Annotated in this window: 18 protein-coding genes; 13 read left to right on the top strand and 5 right to left on the bottom strand. The window is 35.2% G+C overall.

Going from position 1 to position 17,507, the window contains the following annotated elements:
- From FB551_RS12500 to FB551_RS12445, 12 genes are all read left to right on the top strand, one after another.
- Entirely contained in the window at window positions 1-1,074 is a 1,074-nt protein-coding gene (locus tag FB551_RS12500) for an EpsG family protein (RefSeq protein WP_142017747.1), read from the top strand.
- 4 nt (window positions 1,075-1,078) lie between these two features.
- Window positions 1,079-2,215: a non-hydrolyzing UDP-N-acetylglucosamine 2-epimerase gene (gene wecB, locus FB551_RS12495; RefSeq protein ID WP_047434542.1), complete on the top strand. Its 1,137-nt coding sequence runs from the start codon at window positions 1,079-1,081 to the stop codon at window positions 2,213-2,215.
- Window positions 2,212-3,417 (top strand): glycosyltransferase family 4 protein, encoded by a 1,206-nt coding sequence (locus FB551_RS12490; RefSeq protein WP_142017746.1) that lies wholly within the window; start codon window positions 2,212-2,214, stop codon window positions 3,415-3,417. The genes wecB and FB551_RS12490 overlap by 4 nt, the downstream gene beginning before the upstream one ends.
- 21 nt (window positions 3,418-3,438) lie before the next feature.
- A complete protein-coding gene (locus tag FB551_RS12485) occupies window positions 3,439-4,047 on the top strand; it encodes a sugar transferase (protein WP_142017745.1) in 609 nt (202 codons plus the stop codon).
- A complete protein-coding gene (locus FB551_RS12480; RefSeq protein WP_142017744.1) occupies window positions 4,047-4,640 on the top strand; it encodes an acetyltransferase in 594 nt (197 codons plus the stop codon). The genes FB551_RS12485 and FB551_RS12480 overlap by 1 nt, the downstream gene beginning before the upstream one ends.
- Window positions 4,641-4,658: 18 nt before the next feature.
- On the top strand, window positions 4,659-5,795 hold the full coding sequence (locus tag FB551_RS12475) for an aminotransferase class I/II-fold pyridoxal phosphate-dependent enzyme (RefSeq protein ID WP_142017743.1): 1,137 nt from the start codon (window positions 4,659-4,661) through the stop codon (window positions 5,793-5,795).
- Window positions 5,796-5,804: 9 nt separating this feature from the next.
- Entirely contained in the window at window positions 5,805-6,374 is a 570-nt protein-coding gene (locus FB551_RS12470) for a sugar transferase (protein ID WP_047434527.1), read from the top strand.
- Window positions 6,375-6,388: 14 nt separating this feature from the next.
- A complete protein-coding gene (gene rfbC, locus FB551_RS12465; protein WP_142017742.1) occupies window positions 6,389-6,934 on the top strand; it encodes a dTDP-4-dehydrorhamnose 3,5-epimerase in 546 nt (181 codons plus the stop codon).
- Window positions 6,935-7,029: 95 nt separating this feature from the next.
- The gene (gene rimO / locus FB551_RS12460) at window positions 7,030-8,331 is read left to right on the top strand and encodes a 30S ribosomal protein S12 methylthiotransferase RimO (protein ID WP_047434521.1); all 1,302 of its coding nucleotides are present in this window, start codon (window positions 7,030-7,032) and stop codon (window positions 8,329-8,331) included.
- A gap of 396 nt (window positions 8,332-8,727) precedes the next feature.
- Window positions 8,728-9,315, top strand: coding sequence for a hypothetical protein (locus FB551_RS12455; RefSeq protein ID WP_142017741.1), 588 nt, complete (start codon window positions 8,728-8,730; stop codon window positions 9,313-9,315).
- Window positions 9,316-9,332: 17 nt separating this feature from the next.
- Complete coding sequence (locus FB551_RS12450) at window positions 9,333-10,040, top strand: hypothetical protein (RefSeq protein ID WP_047434519.1); 708 nt, start codon at window positions 9,333-9,335, stop codon at window positions 10,038-10,040.
- A gap of 565 nt (window positions 10,041-10,605) precedes the next feature.
- Complete coding sequence (locus FB551_RS12445) at window positions 10,606-10,977, top strand: septal ring lytic transglycosylase RlpA family protein (protein ID WP_047434513.1); 372 nt, start codon at window positions 10,606-10,608, stop codon at window positions 10,975-10,977.
- A gap of 70 nt (window positions 10,978-11,047) precedes the next feature.
- Here the strand turns inward: FB551_RS12445 and FB551_RS12440 are convergent, their stop codons facing one another.
- From FB551_RS12440 to FB551_RS12420, 5 genes are all read right to left on the bottom strand, one after another.
- Window positions 11,048-11,812: an exodeoxyribonuclease III gene (locus FB551_RS12440; RefSeq protein WP_047434509.1), complete on the bottom strand. Its 765-nt coding sequence runs from the start codon at window positions 11,810-11,812 to the stop codon at window positions 11,048-11,050.
- Window positions 11,812-12,102 (bottom strand): YciI family protein, encoded by a 291-nt coding sequence (locus FB551_RS12435; RefSeq protein ID WP_142017740.1) that lies wholly within the window; start codon window positions 12,100-12,102, stop codon window positions 11,812-11,814. Before FB551_RS12435 ends, FB551_RS12440 begins: the two co-directional genes overlap by 1 nt.
- A 99-nt stretch (window positions 12,103-12,201) precedes the next feature.
- Window positions 12,202-12,579, bottom strand: a complete 378-nt coding sequence (locus FB551_RS12430; protein WP_142017739.1) for an MliC family protein — start codon at window positions 12,577-12,579, stop codon at window positions 12,202-12,204.
- 121 nt (window positions 12,580-12,700) lie between these two features.
- Window positions 12,701-14,245, bottom strand: coding sequence for a T9SS response regulator signal transducer PorX (gene porX, locus FB551_RS12425; protein ID WP_047434504.1), 1,545 nt, complete (start codon window positions 14,243-14,245; stop codon window positions 12,701-12,703).
- Between the two features lie 132 nt (window positions 14,246-14,377).
- Window positions 14,378-15,961, bottom strand: coding sequence for a S41 family peptidase (locus FB551_RS12420; protein WP_167497851.1), 1,584 nt, complete (start codon window positions 15,959-15,961; stop codon window positions 14,378-14,380).
- A 295-nt stretch (window positions 15,962-16,256) separates the two neighbouring features.
- Here FB551_RS12420 and FB551_RS12415 point away from each other — a divergent pair, with 295 nt between their 5' ends.
- A complete protein-coding gene (locus FB551_RS12415; protein ID WP_142017737.1) occupies window positions 16,257-17,483 on the top strand; it encodes an HD domain-containing protein in 1,227 nt (408 codons plus the stop codon).
- The last annotated feature ends 24 nt before the right edge of the window (window positions 17,484-17,507 follow it).

Genomic DNA, 17,507 nt, shown 5'->3' with positions numbered 1-17,507 from the left:
ATGTATACACCGGTTGCTTTTTCAATTGTATTCTATCTGTTTACATCATTGCTGGTTACAGCAGTTGTGATAGATAGTTATTCAAAAAAACGGTTACTCAATACAGATGGAAATACAGGCTATTTCTATCTAATTCCTTTATTTTTAGTTATCCTTATTGGTTCCAGACCAGTCGGGATTACTGGTTTCACAGACTCCGAAATGTATAGAGAATTCTTTGATATAGCACGTGTAGAAGGAATTTCGCCAATGCCGAATAAGGACTTGTTTTTCGGGTATTTTATTTTACTTACTTCGTATATTACCAATGAGAGAGGTTTTTTTGTCATATGTGGTTTAGTATCCGTAGCACTGTTGGTGTTGGTATCAAAACATATTTCTAAAAAGCACTGGATATTATTTTTTATCTGTCATACAGCTTCTCTTTATTACTGGAATTATAATGTATATGGTATCAGGCAAGGGATGGCATCCGCAATGTTTTTATATGCTGTTTTTATTAAAAACAAATGGTGGAAGTCTTTACTCATGATATTAGCATTTGGATCTCATTTTTCTTTGGGACTTCCGGTATTGGTATATATCTTCTCAGGATTGGTAAATAAAGTCGATAGAAAATTCTATTGGATGTGGGGACTGGCAATTCCTGTTTCCTATTTTTTTGGAATTGAAATAGAACATACCGTAGCCAACTTAATTCCAGATGAAAGAGCCCAATATTTTACAGAGAATATAGATGAGCAGGTATTTCGTTGGGATATGATTGTTTATAGTTCGGTTATCATGGCAATCTCTTATTATTTTATATTCATTGAAAAGATAAAAGATGTCACTTATCATAGGATAGTGAACGTCTTTATTTTTACAAATACTATATTTTTATTTTTGGTAAGAGTAAATCACGCTCATAGATTTGCCTATTTATCCTGGTTTTTAGCTTCATTAATCATTTTTTATCCTTTTTTTATTAATAATGATGAAAAATTGAAAAACAAATACAGGTTGTTCTCGCAAACTTTACTCGCGTTTTTTACCTTTGTAGTTCTCCACTTTATAAGAATAACTTTTTTATAACCATATGATGAAATTAAAAGTAATGACAGTCGTGGGCACACGGCCGGAAATCATTAGATTATCAAGAGTGTTATCAGCTTTAGATACTTCCGAAGCTGTAGAACACATTGTAGTCCATACAGGACAAAATTATGACTATGAACTTAACCAGATCTTTTTCGACGATTTAGGCTTAAGGAAACCTGACCATTTTCTGGAAGCAGCAGGAAAAACAGCTGCAGAAACAATTGGGAATATTTTGGTTAAAATAGATCCGCTTCTCGAGGAAGTGAAGCCGGACGCATTTTTAGTACTCGGAGATACAAACTCGTGCTTATGTGCTATTCCTGCCAAAAAAAGACAGATTCCGATTTTTCACATGGAAGCCGGAAACAGATGCTTTGATCAAAGAGTTCCCGAAGAAACCAACCGGAAAATTGTAGACCACATTTCAGATATCAATTTGACATACTCTGATATTGCCAGAGAATACCTTTTGAGAGAAGGACTTCCCGCTGACAGAATCATTAAAACAGGATCCCCGATGTATGAGGTTCTGAATCACTATCTTCCCAGCATTAAAAATTCCGATGTTCTTACAAGATTAAATCTTGAAGAAGGAAAGTATTTTGTTGTATCATCACATAGAGAAGAAAATATTAATTCAGATAAAAATTTCAAAGGACTCATCAACAGCCTTAATGCAATCGCAGAAGAATATCAGTATCCAATCATTTTTTCTACCCATCCTAGAACAAGAAATATGATCGATAAAATGCAGGTGCAGGTAAGATCTGAAATTCAGTTTCTGAAACCACTTGGCTTCCATGATTACAATGCTCTTCAAATGAGAAGTTATGCAGTACTGTCGGATTCCGGTACCATTTCAGAAGAATCCTCAATCCTTAATTTCAGAGCGCTTAACATTAGAGAAGCACATGAAAGACCTGAAGCTATGGAAGAAGCTTCTGTAATGATGGTGGGATTATCTCCTGAGAGAATATTACAGGGATTGGTACAGCTTAGGCAGCAGCAAACAGGAGAAAATAGAAACTACAGGCTTGTGGCAGATTATTCTATGCCCAATGTGTCAGAAAAAACGGTTAGAATTATTTTAAGCTATACCGATTACATTAACAGAGTAGTCTGGAGTAAATTATGAATATAATGTTTCTTACCTTAGTGAAGATAAACACCCTAAAAGAACGTGGTATTTATCAAGATTTAATGCGGGAATTTTCCCAGCATGGGCATCACCTGTATATAGTTTCCCCTGTTGAAAGATGCGAAAATCAAGAAACAAAAGTGAATAAAGAAGGGAATACTGTTTTTCTGAATGTAAAAACACTTAATATCCAGAAAACGAACTTTATTGAAAAGGGAATTTCTACCTTAACAATAGATAAACTCTTTCTGAGAGCAATCAAAAAATACTTACCGGAAGTAAAATTTGATCTGGTTATTTATGCCACACCTCCTATTACTTTTACAAACCTTATTAAATATATCAAAAAAAGAGATCAGGCTAAGACATATTTACTTCTGAAGGATATCTTCCCGCAAAATGCTGTGGATATGCAGCTGATGTCTAAGAAAGGATTACTCTACAATTACTTTAGAAATAAAGAAAAAGAATTATATTTGATCTCAGATAAAATTGGGTGTATGTCTGATGCCAATCTAAAATTTGTGATGGAGCATAATTCTTTTATTCCTAAAGAAAAACTGGAGGTAAATCCAAATGCTATTGAGCTCTTGCCTTTAAACAGAGAAATTATTTGCCAATATAAAGACATTCACGCCAGGTATGGCATCCCGGAAAATAGAAAAATCTTTATCTACGGTGGGAATTTGGGAAAACCCCAGGGAATTGAGTTTGTGATAGAAACCTTAAAAGCTAAAGCTGAAGATGACAGATTATTTTTTGTGATAGTGGGTTCAGGAACAGAATTTGGCAGAATGAGGAAATGGTTTGATAATTTCCGCCCTAAAAATGCATTGCTTTTATCTGCCATTCCCAAAACTGATTATGACCTGCTGGTACAGTCATGCGACGTTGGGCTGATCTTTCTGCATAAAGATTTTACCATCCCAAATTATCCATCCCGTTTACTCTCATATCTTGAGTTTAAATTGCCGGTTCTTACCGCTACCGACTCTTGTACAGATATCGGAACAGATGTAGTTAAGAATAATTGCGGTATAGCTGTACATTCAGCGAATCTTCAAGAGATGATAAAAGCAATAGATAAATTTGTAGAAATGGATACAAACGACTTTGAAGAAATGAGGGAGAACAGCAGGAAATTCCTGGAAAGAGAATTTCTGGTACAACAATCTTATGATAAAATTATTAACGCTTAAAAATAAAGAGAAAAGAAAAAGATGTATCGTGTTTTTGTAAAAAGAGTTTTTGATTTTATATTAGCCTTAACCGGTTTGCTTATAATAAGCCCTGTCTTTATTGTTTTTTTTATTGCTTTGGCCATTGCAAATGAAGGGAAACCTTTTTTCCTGCAGAGAAGACCAGGGAAAAATGGTAAAATTTTTACCATTATAAAATTCAAAACAATGAATGACAAAAAAGACTCTGAAGGGAATCTGTTGTCAGATGCAGAGAGACTTACGGCAGTAGGATCATTTGTCCGTAAAACATCAATTGATGAAATTCCCCAGCTGATTAATGTTCTGATAGGTGATATGGCATTAATAGGTCCAAGACCCTTATTGGTACAATATCTGCCTTTATATGATGAACATCAGGCAAGGAGACACGAAGTAAGACCGGGAATTACCGGCTGGGCACAGATTAACGGAAGAAATGCTATTTCTTGGGAAGAAAAGTTTAATTTAGATGTCTGGTATGTCGACCACGTATCTCTGATGCTGGATCTGAAAATAATATTCCTTACCATAAAGAAAGTTTTTATAAGAGAAGGTATTTCAGCAGATGGACATGTTACCATAGAACCTTTTAAAGGAAAGAAAAAATAATGTATTTATTTGGAGCAAGCGGACACGGTAAAGTAATAGCAGATATTGCAGCTGCTTCCGGAATTGAAATAAAGGCTTTTATTGATCATGACATCAGTAAAACAGAATGCTATGGATTTCCGGTTCTTAAAACAATTCCGGACAATACAGATCACCTTGTAATTTCAATTGGAAATAATCTCACCCGTAAGAAAATCGCAGAACAGATTGATAAAGAGATGGGTACGTTAATACACCCAAAGTCAATTATTTCTGGTTCAGTGAAAATAGAAGAGGGAACAGTAATTATGGGAGGCGTGGTAATTAATTCAGATACTGCCATTGGAAAACATTGTATCATCAATACCAATGCATCTGTAGATCATGATTGCGTGATTGAAGACTTTGCTCATATTTCACCCAATTCGGCACTTGCCGGAGGAGTAGAAGTCGGTGAAGGCTCTCAGATTGGAATAGGAGCTTCTGTAATTCAGGGAATCAAAATAGGAAAATGGTGTGTCATAGGTGCCGGTGCGGTCATCATTAACGATATTCCTGATTATTCAGTTGTAGTAGGAAATCCGGGTAGAATTATCAAAAAAAATATTATATAAAAGTTACGAATCAAAAATATGAATACTAAAATTTGGCTGTCCTCGCCACATATGGGAGGGAATGAACAAAAATACATCAACGAGGCATTTGAAGAAAACTGGGTAGCTCCGTTGGGGCCTAATGTTAACGGATTTGAAAGTGATCTGGAGCAGTTTTTAGGTGGAAACGCAAAAGTAGCTGCTCTTTCTGCAGGTACTGCAGCATTACACCTTGCTCTTATCGAGTGTGGAGTTGTACATGGTGATGAGGTAATCTGCCAATCTATGACTTTCTCGGCTTCAGCCAATCCAATCGCATATTGTGGAGCAATTCCTGTTTTTGTTGACAGCGAACCAGTTACATGGAATATGTGTCCGAAAGCACTAAGAGAAGCCATCGAAGACAGAATCCAGAAAGGAACAAAACCTAAAGCAATCATTGTAGTTCACCTGTATGGTATGCCGGCAAAAATGGACGAAATTACAGCCATTGCTCAGGAATTCCAGATTCCTGTGATAGAAGATGCTGCAGAAGCTCTTGGCTCAACGTATAAAGGACAGGCATGCGGAACATTCGGACGTTTTGGAATCTTAAGTTTTAACGGAAATAAAATTATTACCACTTCAGGAGGCGGCGCTTTGGTTTGTCATACTCAGGAAGATAAAGATAAAGCGGTTTTCCTTTCCACACAAGCGAGAGACAATGCACCACACTATCAGCATTCACACATCGGGTTCAACTACAGAATGAGCAATATCGTGGCAGGAATAGGAAGAGGGCAGATGGAAGTGCTTAAAGACAGAGTGGCTGCGCGTAGAGCAATGCACAGTTTCTATGTTGACCTCTTCAGCAATATTGAAGGAGTAACCGTATTTTCAGAGTCAGGAGATGATTTCTATTCCAACCACTGGTTATCTGCAGTGATCGTTGATCCGGAAATTACAGGTAAAGACAGAGAAGGTTTAAGACATGCATTTTTAGAAGACAATATTGAATCAAGACCACTTTGGAAACCAATGCATTTACAGCCGGTTTTTGAAACTTCTCCTTATTATGGCGGGAATGTTTCTGAAAAACTTTTTGATAACGGATTATGCCTTCCTTCAGGCTCTAACCTGTCTGATGATGACAGAGAAAGAATAACAAAGGTAGTTCATACTTACTTTGGAATTTAATATCATTTAATGAATCAGTATAAATATTGGAAACAGGTCTTTGATTTTGCCTTAGCGGCAATATTAATCCTTTTTCTTATGCCTGTACTGATTATTTTATATGTAATTGCAAGCTTTGATACATCATCCAATGGAATTTTTTTTCAGACCCGGATAGGGCAGTATGGAAAACCATTTACCATTTTTAAAATTAAAACAATTCATGAACAGAAGAGAACCTGTTCCAAAATAGGGCAGACGCTCAGAAAATTTAAGCTGGATGAATTTCCGCAATTGTTTAATATTTTAAAAGGAGATATGAGTTTTGTAGGCCCCAGACCTGATATTGAAGGCTATTACGATAAACTTACCGGAGCAGATAGAAAAGTTCTGGAACTTAAACCGGGACTTACCTGTGAAGCAAGTATTAAATACAGAGATGAAGAATATCTTCTGAATAATCAGGAAGATCCTTTAGCGTATAATGATAAAGTATTATTTCCAAACAAGGTAAAAATGAATCTGGACTATTTTGAAAATATGTCATTCAGAAACGATACAAAGATCTTGTTTAAAACATTAATAACCACATTGAAATAGAGTTTTTAACTATTATGAAAATTAAAGAAACCCCGCTTAAAGACTGCTACATCATAGAGCCTACCATATTTGAAGACGAAAGAGGCTACTTCTTTGAAAAGTTCAACGAAAAAAAATTCGAGGAACTTACCGGAATGAACGGGCACTTTGTGCAGGATAATATTTCTAAATCTTCCTATGGAGTATTGAGAGGATTGCATCTTCAGAAAGGAGAACATGCCCAGGCAAAATTGGTTTCCTGCCTTGAAGGAAGCGTTTGGGACGTGGCGGTAGACCTTAGAGAAGATTCTCCTACATTCGGAAAATGGTTCGGAATAGAACTTACGGCCGAAAATAAAGTACAGCTTTATGTTCCCAGAGGTTTCGGACACGGCTTTTCTGTATTGAGTACCCATGCAGTATTTTCGTATAAATGTGATAATTTTTATAACAAAGAATCTGAAGGCAGTGTGAAATTCAATGATCCGGATCTCAATATCGACTGGAAGGTAGATGAAAAAGATGCCATACTTTCAGAAAAAGACCAGAATGCCCCTGGATTTAAAGAAAAAAACTTTTAAAGTATATCCCTGAAAACCACTTTTATAAAGTGGTTTTCATTTTTTAATCTTAACTCTCCAATATTTTGTATCTTTGCAGACTCAAAATCAAAACGATGCGTACAAAATCTGTAGGGAAGAAGAAAATCAATGTAGTCACTCTTGGATGTTCCAAGAATGTATATGATTCTGAAGTATTAATGAGCCAGCTGAAGGCCAATGGCAAAGAAGTGGTTCACGAAGACCGTGGGGATATTGTGGTAATCAATACCTGCGGATTTATTGATAATGCTAAAGAAGAATCTATCAATACCATTCTTGATTATGTTGATGCTAAAAACAGAGGCGAGGTTGAGAAAGTATTCGTTACAGGTTGTCTGTCTGAAAGATATAAACCGGATTTGATAAAAGAAATCCCGGATGTAGATCAATATTTCGGAACCAGAGACCTTCCGGTACTTTTAAAGCATCTTGGTGCAGATTATAAGCATGAACTGGTAGGAGAAAGATTAACGACAACTCCAAAACATTACGCATACCTTAAAATTTCTGAAGGCTGTGACAGACCATGTTCTTTCTGTGCTATCCCGTTGATGAGAGGAGGGCATATTTCAACTCCAATTGAAAAACTGGTTTTAGAAGCTCAGAAACTGGCCAAAAAAGGAACAAAAGAATTAATTCTTATTGCGCAGGATCTTACTTACTATGGATTGGACCTGTATAAAAAAAGAGCATTAGGTGACCTTTTAAAAGAATTGGTAAAAGTAGAAGGAGTAGAATGGATTCGTCTTCACTATGCTTTCCCAAGCGGCTTCCCTGAAGATGTTCTTGATATTATCCGCGAAGAACCTAAAGTATGTAATTATATAGATATCCCTCTTCAGCACATCAATTCAGATCTGTTAAAATCTATGAAGAGAGGAACTACTCACGAGAAAACAGATGCCCTTTTAGGAAAATTCAGAGAAAAAGTTCCTGACATGGCCATCAGAACAACACTGATTGTTGGATATCCGGGTGAAACAGAAGAAAGATTCCAGGAGCTGAAAGACTGGGTAAGAGAGCAGAAGTTTGACAGATTAGGCTGCTTTACTTATTCTCACGAAGAAAATACCACAGCTTATGTTTTGGAAGATGATATTCCACAGGAAGTAAAAGAGGCAAGAGTAGAAGAAATCATGGAACTGCAGTCTCAAATTTCATGGGAAAAAAATCAGGAGAAATTAGGTAAAGTATTCAGATGTATTTTTGACCGTAAAGAAGGGAATTATTTCATTGGAAGAACAGAGTATGATTCGCCAGATGTAGATAATACGGTTTTGGTCTCAGCAGAAGATACCTATATTTCCATTGGCGAATTTGCAGACGTTAAAATTACCTCTGCTGAAGAATTTGACTTATATGGAGAATTGGTGTAGCTAAATGCTTATTAATCAAGTAAAAATATCATTTTTAAAATTAAATTATTAACGAAAATTAACATAGAATTTTCTCGGTAGTTTATTTTTATTTTATTGATAATCAATTTGTTAATATTTTGTATAATTAAGAATTTTTAATTTTCTATTATAATGTATTTAAAATCGAAAATTATGTCTTAAATTTGCCCAAGAAGCAATATTTTTAAATCGTATGATTTCAGTAAGTTAATCATTGAAATAAAGTAAAAAATCAATTGAAATAGTTATTTGAATATTTTATTTTTAGTTCAGTGTTCACAAGTTGAGATATATTAAGCTTTTTGGAAATATTGATGAAAAAATGTAATTAAAAATCTTTAAAAACTTATGAAAAAATTTTTATTAACAGCAATTATGCTTGTTGGCCTTTCGGCCGTTTCTAAGGCTCAACAGGGGCGAGTGGGGATTAACACAACCACACCTGCCGCAACATTAGACGTAGTAGCCAATACTACAGACAATGCTAGACCTGATGCCTTACTAGTCCCTCGTATGACAGCAGCAGAATTATCTTCTAAGGATGATACTAGTGGAACATATGGTGCACCTCAGAACGGAGCCATTGTCTACATTACTTCCGGAACAGGAACAGGTGCAAGAAAAGTTAAAATTACCGGCCCTGGTTTCTATTATTTCGATAATACAGTTCCTGAATGGAAGCCTTTCGTTGGAACTTCTGTTGCAACTGGATATACTAACGTTTCACAATCAACAGCTATTAACAAGAATGAATCAATGTTGGTAACTACGAATGTAACTATTGCAGCTCCTGCAGTAGCAACTTCAGTTGCAGGTGATAAGTTCAGAATAGTTGATGCTACAGGTGGTGCTGGATTTAGTGTTACTGGTGTTCACTCTAGTACAACTACTTCTCCAGCTGTATCAGGTTCGGCATTAGAGTATACTTTCATCAGTGGTGCATGGTATTGCACAAGTTTATAATTTAAAATAATAGTGAAATGAACACAAATAAAAAAATTTCTGCTCTTGTATTATTAGCTGTAGGTATCTTTTCTAATGCACAGATCAAAACAAATAATACAATTAATGCAACCATAGGTGGAGAATCAGTTTACTTAGATGCTTCAAGTTTCCCTTCATCAAACAATTTAGGAAAAGGTTTATCTGTTCCAAGAACAAACTTAACGACTTTTACATTTGTTACACCGGTAACTAATGCATTAAAGTTTCCTACAGCATATGATGGTATGATCGTATATAACTCTGTTGCTGGTACTACTCCTGCTACAGGATCAGGTATCGGAGGTCAAACTGTAGGTGTAGGTTTTTACTATTTTAGCAATCCTACTCCAACACCAGCATTTTCTTCTGCTTCAGGACAATGGTTACCATTAGGTGGAGCGGGTAAAGAAAATATTCTTACTACTGAAACTGTTACAAACAGACAGGTAAACAACGCACAGATTTATGGTATAAAAGGAACTTTTGCTGCCAATGGAACAACTACTGCGGTAACAATTCCGGCTCCTGGTGGAATTACAGCTTTGTACGGAATTACTATTTATAAAGCAGGTACTAACACAGTATATTCTAGAGAATTGTATTCATATGATACATCTACCGGAGCTGCTGTTACAGGATCTCCTAGTATGTCTGTAGTATATCCGAGTGGAACGTATGATTATGTATTAGAATATTTAAAATAAAGAAATTTATTTAATTACATAACAAAAACCAATGAGAAATCATTGGTTTTTTACTTTTAACAGAAGAGAGGTTCTTTTATTTTTTTGATGGTTATAAATAATATGGAGGTAATTTTTAAAATTTCTACCTATTACTTTTTTGAGTAAAATCAAGCTTTGAAATTTTAACACTGTATATAGATGTTAAAATTTAATACGGAAAGTTGATAGGAGAGGGCCTGACATCTTCTGGCGGTCAGTTCTTCAGATCCGGGATTTAAGAATTTTAATTTAAAAATTATTTTGTTTGATTAAAACCTTAACAATGTATTATTTTTAAGTAATTGATTATCAGATTGTTTTGATTTGTTAGTTTTTAAATTATGCATAAATTAGTTAATTAAATTAACTTTTTAAGCTTTTTTTTAACACTTTTTAACAGTGTGATCTAAAAGCCCTATCCATAGGCCGTTACACGGTTGTTTAACTTTTTATTATGATTTTATTAACTGTTTTTAACAAATCGAATAGGGTTTTATAAAGATTCCTGATACATTTGCTCCGTCAAAACCAATAAAAGTTCAAAATGATGAAAAGATTCATTCTCGTAATCATAATGATGATTTCAACCCTGGGTGTTTACTCTTTTACAAGTAATGCCTTAGATGCGAAAAAAACAAGTTATGCATCGTACTACCACGATAGATTTAACGGTAGAAAAACCGCTAGCGGAGAAATCTTTGATAACTCAAAGTTTACTGCAGCAAACAGAACGCTTCCATTTGGAACAAACGTTAAGGTAACTAACCTTAAAAATGGTAAAGAGGTAATAGTGAGAATTAATGACAGAGGGCCTTACCATTCATCAAGATCTTTAGACATGTCTAAAGCTGCGTTCGATGAGATCGGGGATATCAGTCATGGTACCATTCCGGTCGAATATGAAATTGTCGATTAATTTTATGATTTAAATTAAAAAAAAGCCAGCTGATTCAGCTGGCTTTTTGTATGGATGCTTATAGTGTCAATTATACATCAAGTTCTACTAAAGCAGGACAATGGTCAGAATGTACAGCTTCCTTTAGAATGACAGCCCTTGTAAGCTTATCTTTTAAACTATAGGAAGTGAAGTTATAATCTAACCTCCAGCCTTTATTTCTTTCCCTTGAATTTTGGCGGTAGCTCCACCACGTATAATTATCCGGTTCATTATTAAAGAATCTGAAACTGTCAATCAGTTCACACTCATTGATGAAATTCGTCATCCACTCTCTTTCCATAGGAAGAAATCCTGAAACATTCTTCAGGCCAACCGGATTGTGAATATCGATAGCCTCGTGGCAGATATTAAAGTCTCCGGATATAATAAGATTGGGGATTTCTTTTTTTAAATTCCTGATATACTCAAGGAAGTCATGGCAGAACTGCATTTTAAAATCCAGTCTCTCAATATTTGAGGCAGAAGGAACATATACAGAGATTGCAGAAAATCCGTCAAAATCTGCACGGATGATTCTTCCTTCATTATCATAGCTCTCAATGCCACAACCATACTCTACATGATTAGGTTTTATTTTTGAAGCAATTCCGACCCCACTGTAGCCTTTTCTAACCGCGGAATGCCAATAACTGTGATATCCTAATTTTTCAAGGCTTTCGATATCTATCTGATCATTTCCGGCCTTGCTCTCCTGGATACAGATGATATCCGGATCAGCAGTCTTCAGCCAGCCCAGAAAATCTTTAGTGAAAGCCGCTCTGATACCGTTGACATTGTATGTGATTAATCTCATTAGTCTTCTATAAAAATTTTAAAGTTTTCATTGTATTTGGATGGAATAAATTCAGTGATGGTATAATCTGCTATTCCGTGAATATAAAAAGGATCTTCAGTGATGAGCTGTTCAACCTCTTTTTTAGATGCTGCTTTCGCAATGATAATTCCGCCCGTTCTGGGTTCTTTTCTTCCCGAAGCAATAAATCTCCCGGATTCATAATATTTGTTGAGGAAAATATTGTGCCGGGGAATAAGTCTTTCTACATCTTCAACAGAACTCTTGTAAGTAAGCGAAATAATAAACATGATTTATTTTTTACGAAGATATGAACTATAAAAAAGAAGCGGAAATTTAAAAGCCGGTTTTGAATCTCAAAGCCGGCTTTTTTATTTTAATAAGTGATTTTATTTTTTAAAAACTGTTTTACCATCTTTTGTCAGTTCTATTTCCTCGCCTTTTCCTCTCAGTTCATAATGATCATTTTTATACCATATTCCTGATGCAGGCTTTTGTCCCTGTAGTTCAATTGTTTCATTATTGAAAACCACTGTAGCGGTATTTTTGGTATTGTTGAAAGTCATATCCAACGTTTTTCCGCTGCTGTCTTTCGAAGTACTCTTTACAATTTCATCCTGAGTTCCTGAAACAGCTGCTGAATCAGAAGGGATAGAAGCAACACTGTCTACAGGAGTGACTGTGGAATCTGCTGCTTTCTTTTCTTTATTACATGAAGTTAAAAATATTGTTGCAAATGCTGCTGCAATAAAAATGTGTTTTTTCATAAGATTATATTTATTTAAGGTTGCTTTCTGGTATGCAAAATGAGTGCCTTAAAAAAGAGGCGGAAAAAATCGAATGATTTTTTCCGCCTTTAACCCAAAATTAAATAAACTATGAAAAAAACTACTTGGGTTCTAATACGCTGATAGGAATAATACACTCTTCAAGTGAAATTCCACCATGTTGGTAAGTTTCTTTATAGTAATTAACAAAATGATTGTAATTTTTAGGATACGCCAGGAATATATTGTTTTTAGCGAAAATATATTTAGAACTTAGATTTCCTTTGGGAAGGAAAAGTTTTTCCGGGTTGGTAATGGCCCACACATCACTATCATCATACGTTAAGCTTTTACCTGTTTTATATCTGATATTCGTAGATGTTTCTCTGTCTCCCACCACTTTACTTGGCTTTTTCACATATACCGTTCCATGATCTGTTGTGATAACCAGCTTATATCCGTTTTCAGCAGCCGTTTTAATGATCTTCAGTAAAGAAGAGTTTTCAAACCAGTTGAACGTAAGGGAACGGAAAGTCTTATCATCACGGATCAGCTGATCTACAATATGGTTGTCTGTTTTAGCATGTGAAAGAATATCAATGAAGTTGTATACAATGACTAAAAGATCATTATTTTTATGCTGATTGAAATCATCGTAGATCTTTCTTTCAAAATCCGCGTTCAGTACTTTAAGATACTTCATGGATTTTGATCCAAGACCAATTCTTTTCATCTGGTCTTCAAGAAAATCACGTTCAAACTCATTTTTATTTCCTTCTTCATTATCATTGAACCATTTATCCGGGAAACGTTTTTCAATCTCGGATGGCATTAATCCTGCAAAGAAAGAGTTTCTCGCGTATTGTGTTGCCGTAGGAAGAATACTGTAATAATAATCTTCCGATATTTTATTGTAATATTTCGTAAACAGAGGTTCGATTACTTTCCACTGGTCATAGCGAAGGTTGTCCACCATCAGTAAAAGAACTTTTTCTTTTTCCACTTCAGGTTTTACCTTTTCCTTGAAAAGGGTGTGGCTCATCATCGGCTTATCTGAATCTGTCAGCCAGTTTTCATAATTTTTCTCAATGAATTTTGCAAACTGAATATTGGCTTCTTCTTTCTGAGACTGCAGAAGATCTGCAAACTCATTGTCTGCTACCTTATCAAATTTGATTTCCCAGCTAAGGATCTTTTTATAATATTCTGCCCATTCCTGGTAGGTTCTCAGGTACGAAAGTTCCATAGAGAGATTCCTGAATTCCTGCTGATACTGCAAAATTGTTTTTTGCTCAACAAGATTATCTTCCTGAAGGTTTTTCTTTAGGGAAAGTAATATCTGGTTAGGGTTTACAGGCTTTAATATATAATCGGCAATCTGGGAACCGATTGCTTCTTCCATAATGTGTTCCTCTTCACTTTTGGTAACCATTACGATTTTTAAGGCATTGTCTTTTTCCTTAATCATAGGAATTGCTTCCAATCCGGAAATGCCGGGCATATTTTCATCAATTAGCGTTAACGCAAATTTCTCTGAATCCATAAGTTCCAAAGCCTCATTCACGTTATTAACAGGAGTAACCTGGTAACCCTTTTTTTCTAAAAATACGATATGAGGTTTAAGTAAATCTATTTCATCATCGATCCATAATATCTTTTCTGACATAATTTATTTTTTACATGGTTATTGTATCAAAATGTTGACCAATTCCTTTTAAAATCTCACAAAATCGAAAGATTAAAAGTTAAATATTAGTTAAATGAAAATACGGTAAAATAATTCACATTTTCTTTTCATTTAATCAGTGGTTTTTATATACTCCAAAGCCTTTTCCAGCACTTCGTCTTTTCCGTTTTTTATTCCTTCTACACTTGGTTTTATAAGGATGTCAGGAATAATTCCGATTCTTTGGGTTTCTCTGCCATCAGGATAATAGGCACCGAGACCTGTAAAACGGGTGTCAAGGTCAGCAATTTTAAACATAATGACATCTCCGTTGGCTCCCGAAGTATGGCTCCCGATAATTTTAGCTTTCGGATGCTGCTTGAACATCATTGTTGTGGTTTCTGCCTGGCTTTGCGTATTCTCATCTACTAAAACGATGACATTTCCTTTATAGTATTCAGGGTTTTTTCTTCCGGTGACATTTTTTCTGATGTAGAACTTTCCGGGATAGCTGGTGTCAGGAAAAGTAAACTGATAATAGATTGCCGGGTTCGGAAGAAGAAGATAGCTTAAGGGTACAATCGTTTGTTTCGGATAATTCCTCAGATCAAAGATAATGGATTTCGTAGATCGTAAACTGCTGTACATTTCATCAAGATCTTCCTTTTCTATAATTCCCATATTCACGTACCCGATTTTCTTCTCATAATCCATAAATTTCCACTTTTTTGGAACAGGATTCTTTTCATGAATAATATCTTTAATTAAATATGTTCTGGTTTTTATTTCGAGATTTTGTCCTTCTCTTTCAATCTTTAAAGCAACAGAATCATTGTTGCTAAAGAGAAGTTTGTCTTTTATTTTACTGACCTTACCCCATGAATTGGAAGCAGGCACATATTTTCCCAAATTGTTGATCACCTGCGGAATGGTTTTTCCCTCAATATCATAAATAAGATCTCCCTTTTGCAGCTGACTTTGATGTCTTAACCGTGTGTTATTAATTTTTGTAATTACTAATTTTCCTTCAGCATAGGAATATTCTACGGGAACCTTTCGTTGGCCATACAGATGAAGCTGAATTTCTTTCGACGAAATATAGGCGTGTGAATCATCTGTTTTAGTGACCAGCTCTGCTAACGTCAGGTGAAAATTTTCATCATCATCAATCAGTAGAAATTTTGGAATCATTTCTGTAAGAACATCATTCCAGTTCTGATCGGTTTCATATTTATAGGGAAAGAAATATTCTACATAATTCCAGTAACGGAATAGCTCCAGTAGGCTAATCGCTGTGGAAGTAAATCCGGATCCATAAGATTTTTCATTTCTGAAATATATTTTTCTTCCCCCTTTTCCAACATAATGATTATCTCCAAGATTCCGGTTGCTTTCAATATAACGAAGCTTTTGAGATACATCATCAGAGAAAATCTGCGAATTGTCAATCCAGCGCAGATCAAAATTTTTGAGAAAATAAACTTTCTGATCTTTCACTGAACATTCTCTGCATAACGGAACTTCCCCCAGACTTTCGATCCATTCAGAATACAAATGATTGAGAGATTGTTTATCACTAATATTTTGAAGTTCATTGATTTTTTGAAAAAGCTGCTTATCCCAGTTCAGATTCCCTTTTGCCACATGAGGATGGTAATATTTTAAAAATCCCCAAACCCTGCACAAAGATTCCAACTTCTGCGTCCCGGTGATCATTTGTGCGGAAAAATTTAAACTTAAAAGTAATAAAAGGAAAAGAGAATACTTTCTCATTAAAGGTTGCCGTGTTTTCTCTCAAAGATAATCCTTTAATACAACAGTCGCAAAAGGTTTTCAAAAAATATTGAATGGAAAATAAATAGCTGCCAAAGAATTTCTATAATGGATATGATGATGCTTTTTGATGAAAAATATTTGGTAGAAGACTCTCTTATCCCTATATTTTAATAGTAATTTAATAAATGGCTAAACTTTAAAATGCCTAACTTTGTTTACTAATACTGACGTTTCAATGCAGAATAAGCTAAAAATCATCAACGATCCCGTTCATGGATTTATCAAAATACCACACGAAATTTTATTTGATATCATTGAGCATCCCTACTTTCAGAGATTAAGAAGAATCGGGCAGACAGGGCTTTTGAATCTCATATTTCCCGGTGCTACCCATACAAGATTTCACCATGCTCTTGGTGCGATGCATTTGATGTTCACTGCGCTGGAAACATTGAAGCAGAAAGGAGTGAAAATTTCGGAGGAAGAAGAAAAAGGTGCAATGCTGGCCATTCTGATGCATGATATTGGTCATGGTCCGTTTTCTCATGCTTTGGAAAGTATGCTGATGGATGACTGGCATCATGAAAATCTTTCTTTACTGCTGATGAATAAGCTTAATGAGGAATTCGAAGGGCAGCTGTCAATGGCTATTGAAATGTTTCAGGGAAAATATCACAGGAAATTTTTCAACCAACTGATCTCTTCCCAACTGGATGTTGACCGTTTGGATTATCTTAAAAGAGACAGTTTTTTTACAGGAGTTTCTGAAGGAAATATTAATACCCAGAGAATTATTTCCATGATGAATGTCTGTGATGAAGGCGAGCTGGTGATTGATGCAAAAGGTATTTATTCCATTGAAAATTTCCTGACAGCCAGAATGTTTATGTACTGGCAGGTATACTATCATAAAACGTCAGCATTAGCAGAGTTTCTTTTGGTTAAGATTCTGGAAAGAGCAAAGTATCTGATTTCTCAGGGAGCAGAACTTCCTGCTACCGATAATCTGAAATATTTTTTATACCGCGAAAAAAGTGCTGCAACGGATGAAGATATAGAACGATTTACAAAACTTGACGATAATGATGTGATTCAGGCAATGAAAGAATGGCAGAATTCGGATGACTTTGTATTATCATATTGGTGCCAATGTGTAATTCAGAGAAATTTGCCTAAAACAATTATTTCATCACATCCATTTGATCAGGAAATAATTAAGGAAAAAATAAAAAAGAGTAATGAACTTTTCGGAATCGATAATGGTAATGAATTGGTACATGAAATTAAAAGAAAATTATTCCCTTATCATGCAGAGAAACAGCCCATCTATTTACTGCATAAAAATGGCAGGAGAACAAGGCTGCATGAGTCGGAAGATCAGCTTTTATCAGGGTTGATCGTGAATAAGACAACCCGCTATATCCTTATGTTTCCAAGAGATATCTCCAGATTGGACTCTTAAAGAATATTAAAATTTACGATCTGA

Source organism: Chryseobacterium aquifrigidense, from assembly GCF_006716485.1.
GTDB classification, from domain to species: Bacteria; Bacteroidota; Bacteroidia; order Flavobacteriales; family Weeksellaceae; genus Chryseobacterium; species Chryseobacterium vietnamense.
The sequence above is the reverse complement of the archived record's forward strand: the minus strand, read 5'-3'. Positions and strand labels throughout refer to the sequence as shown.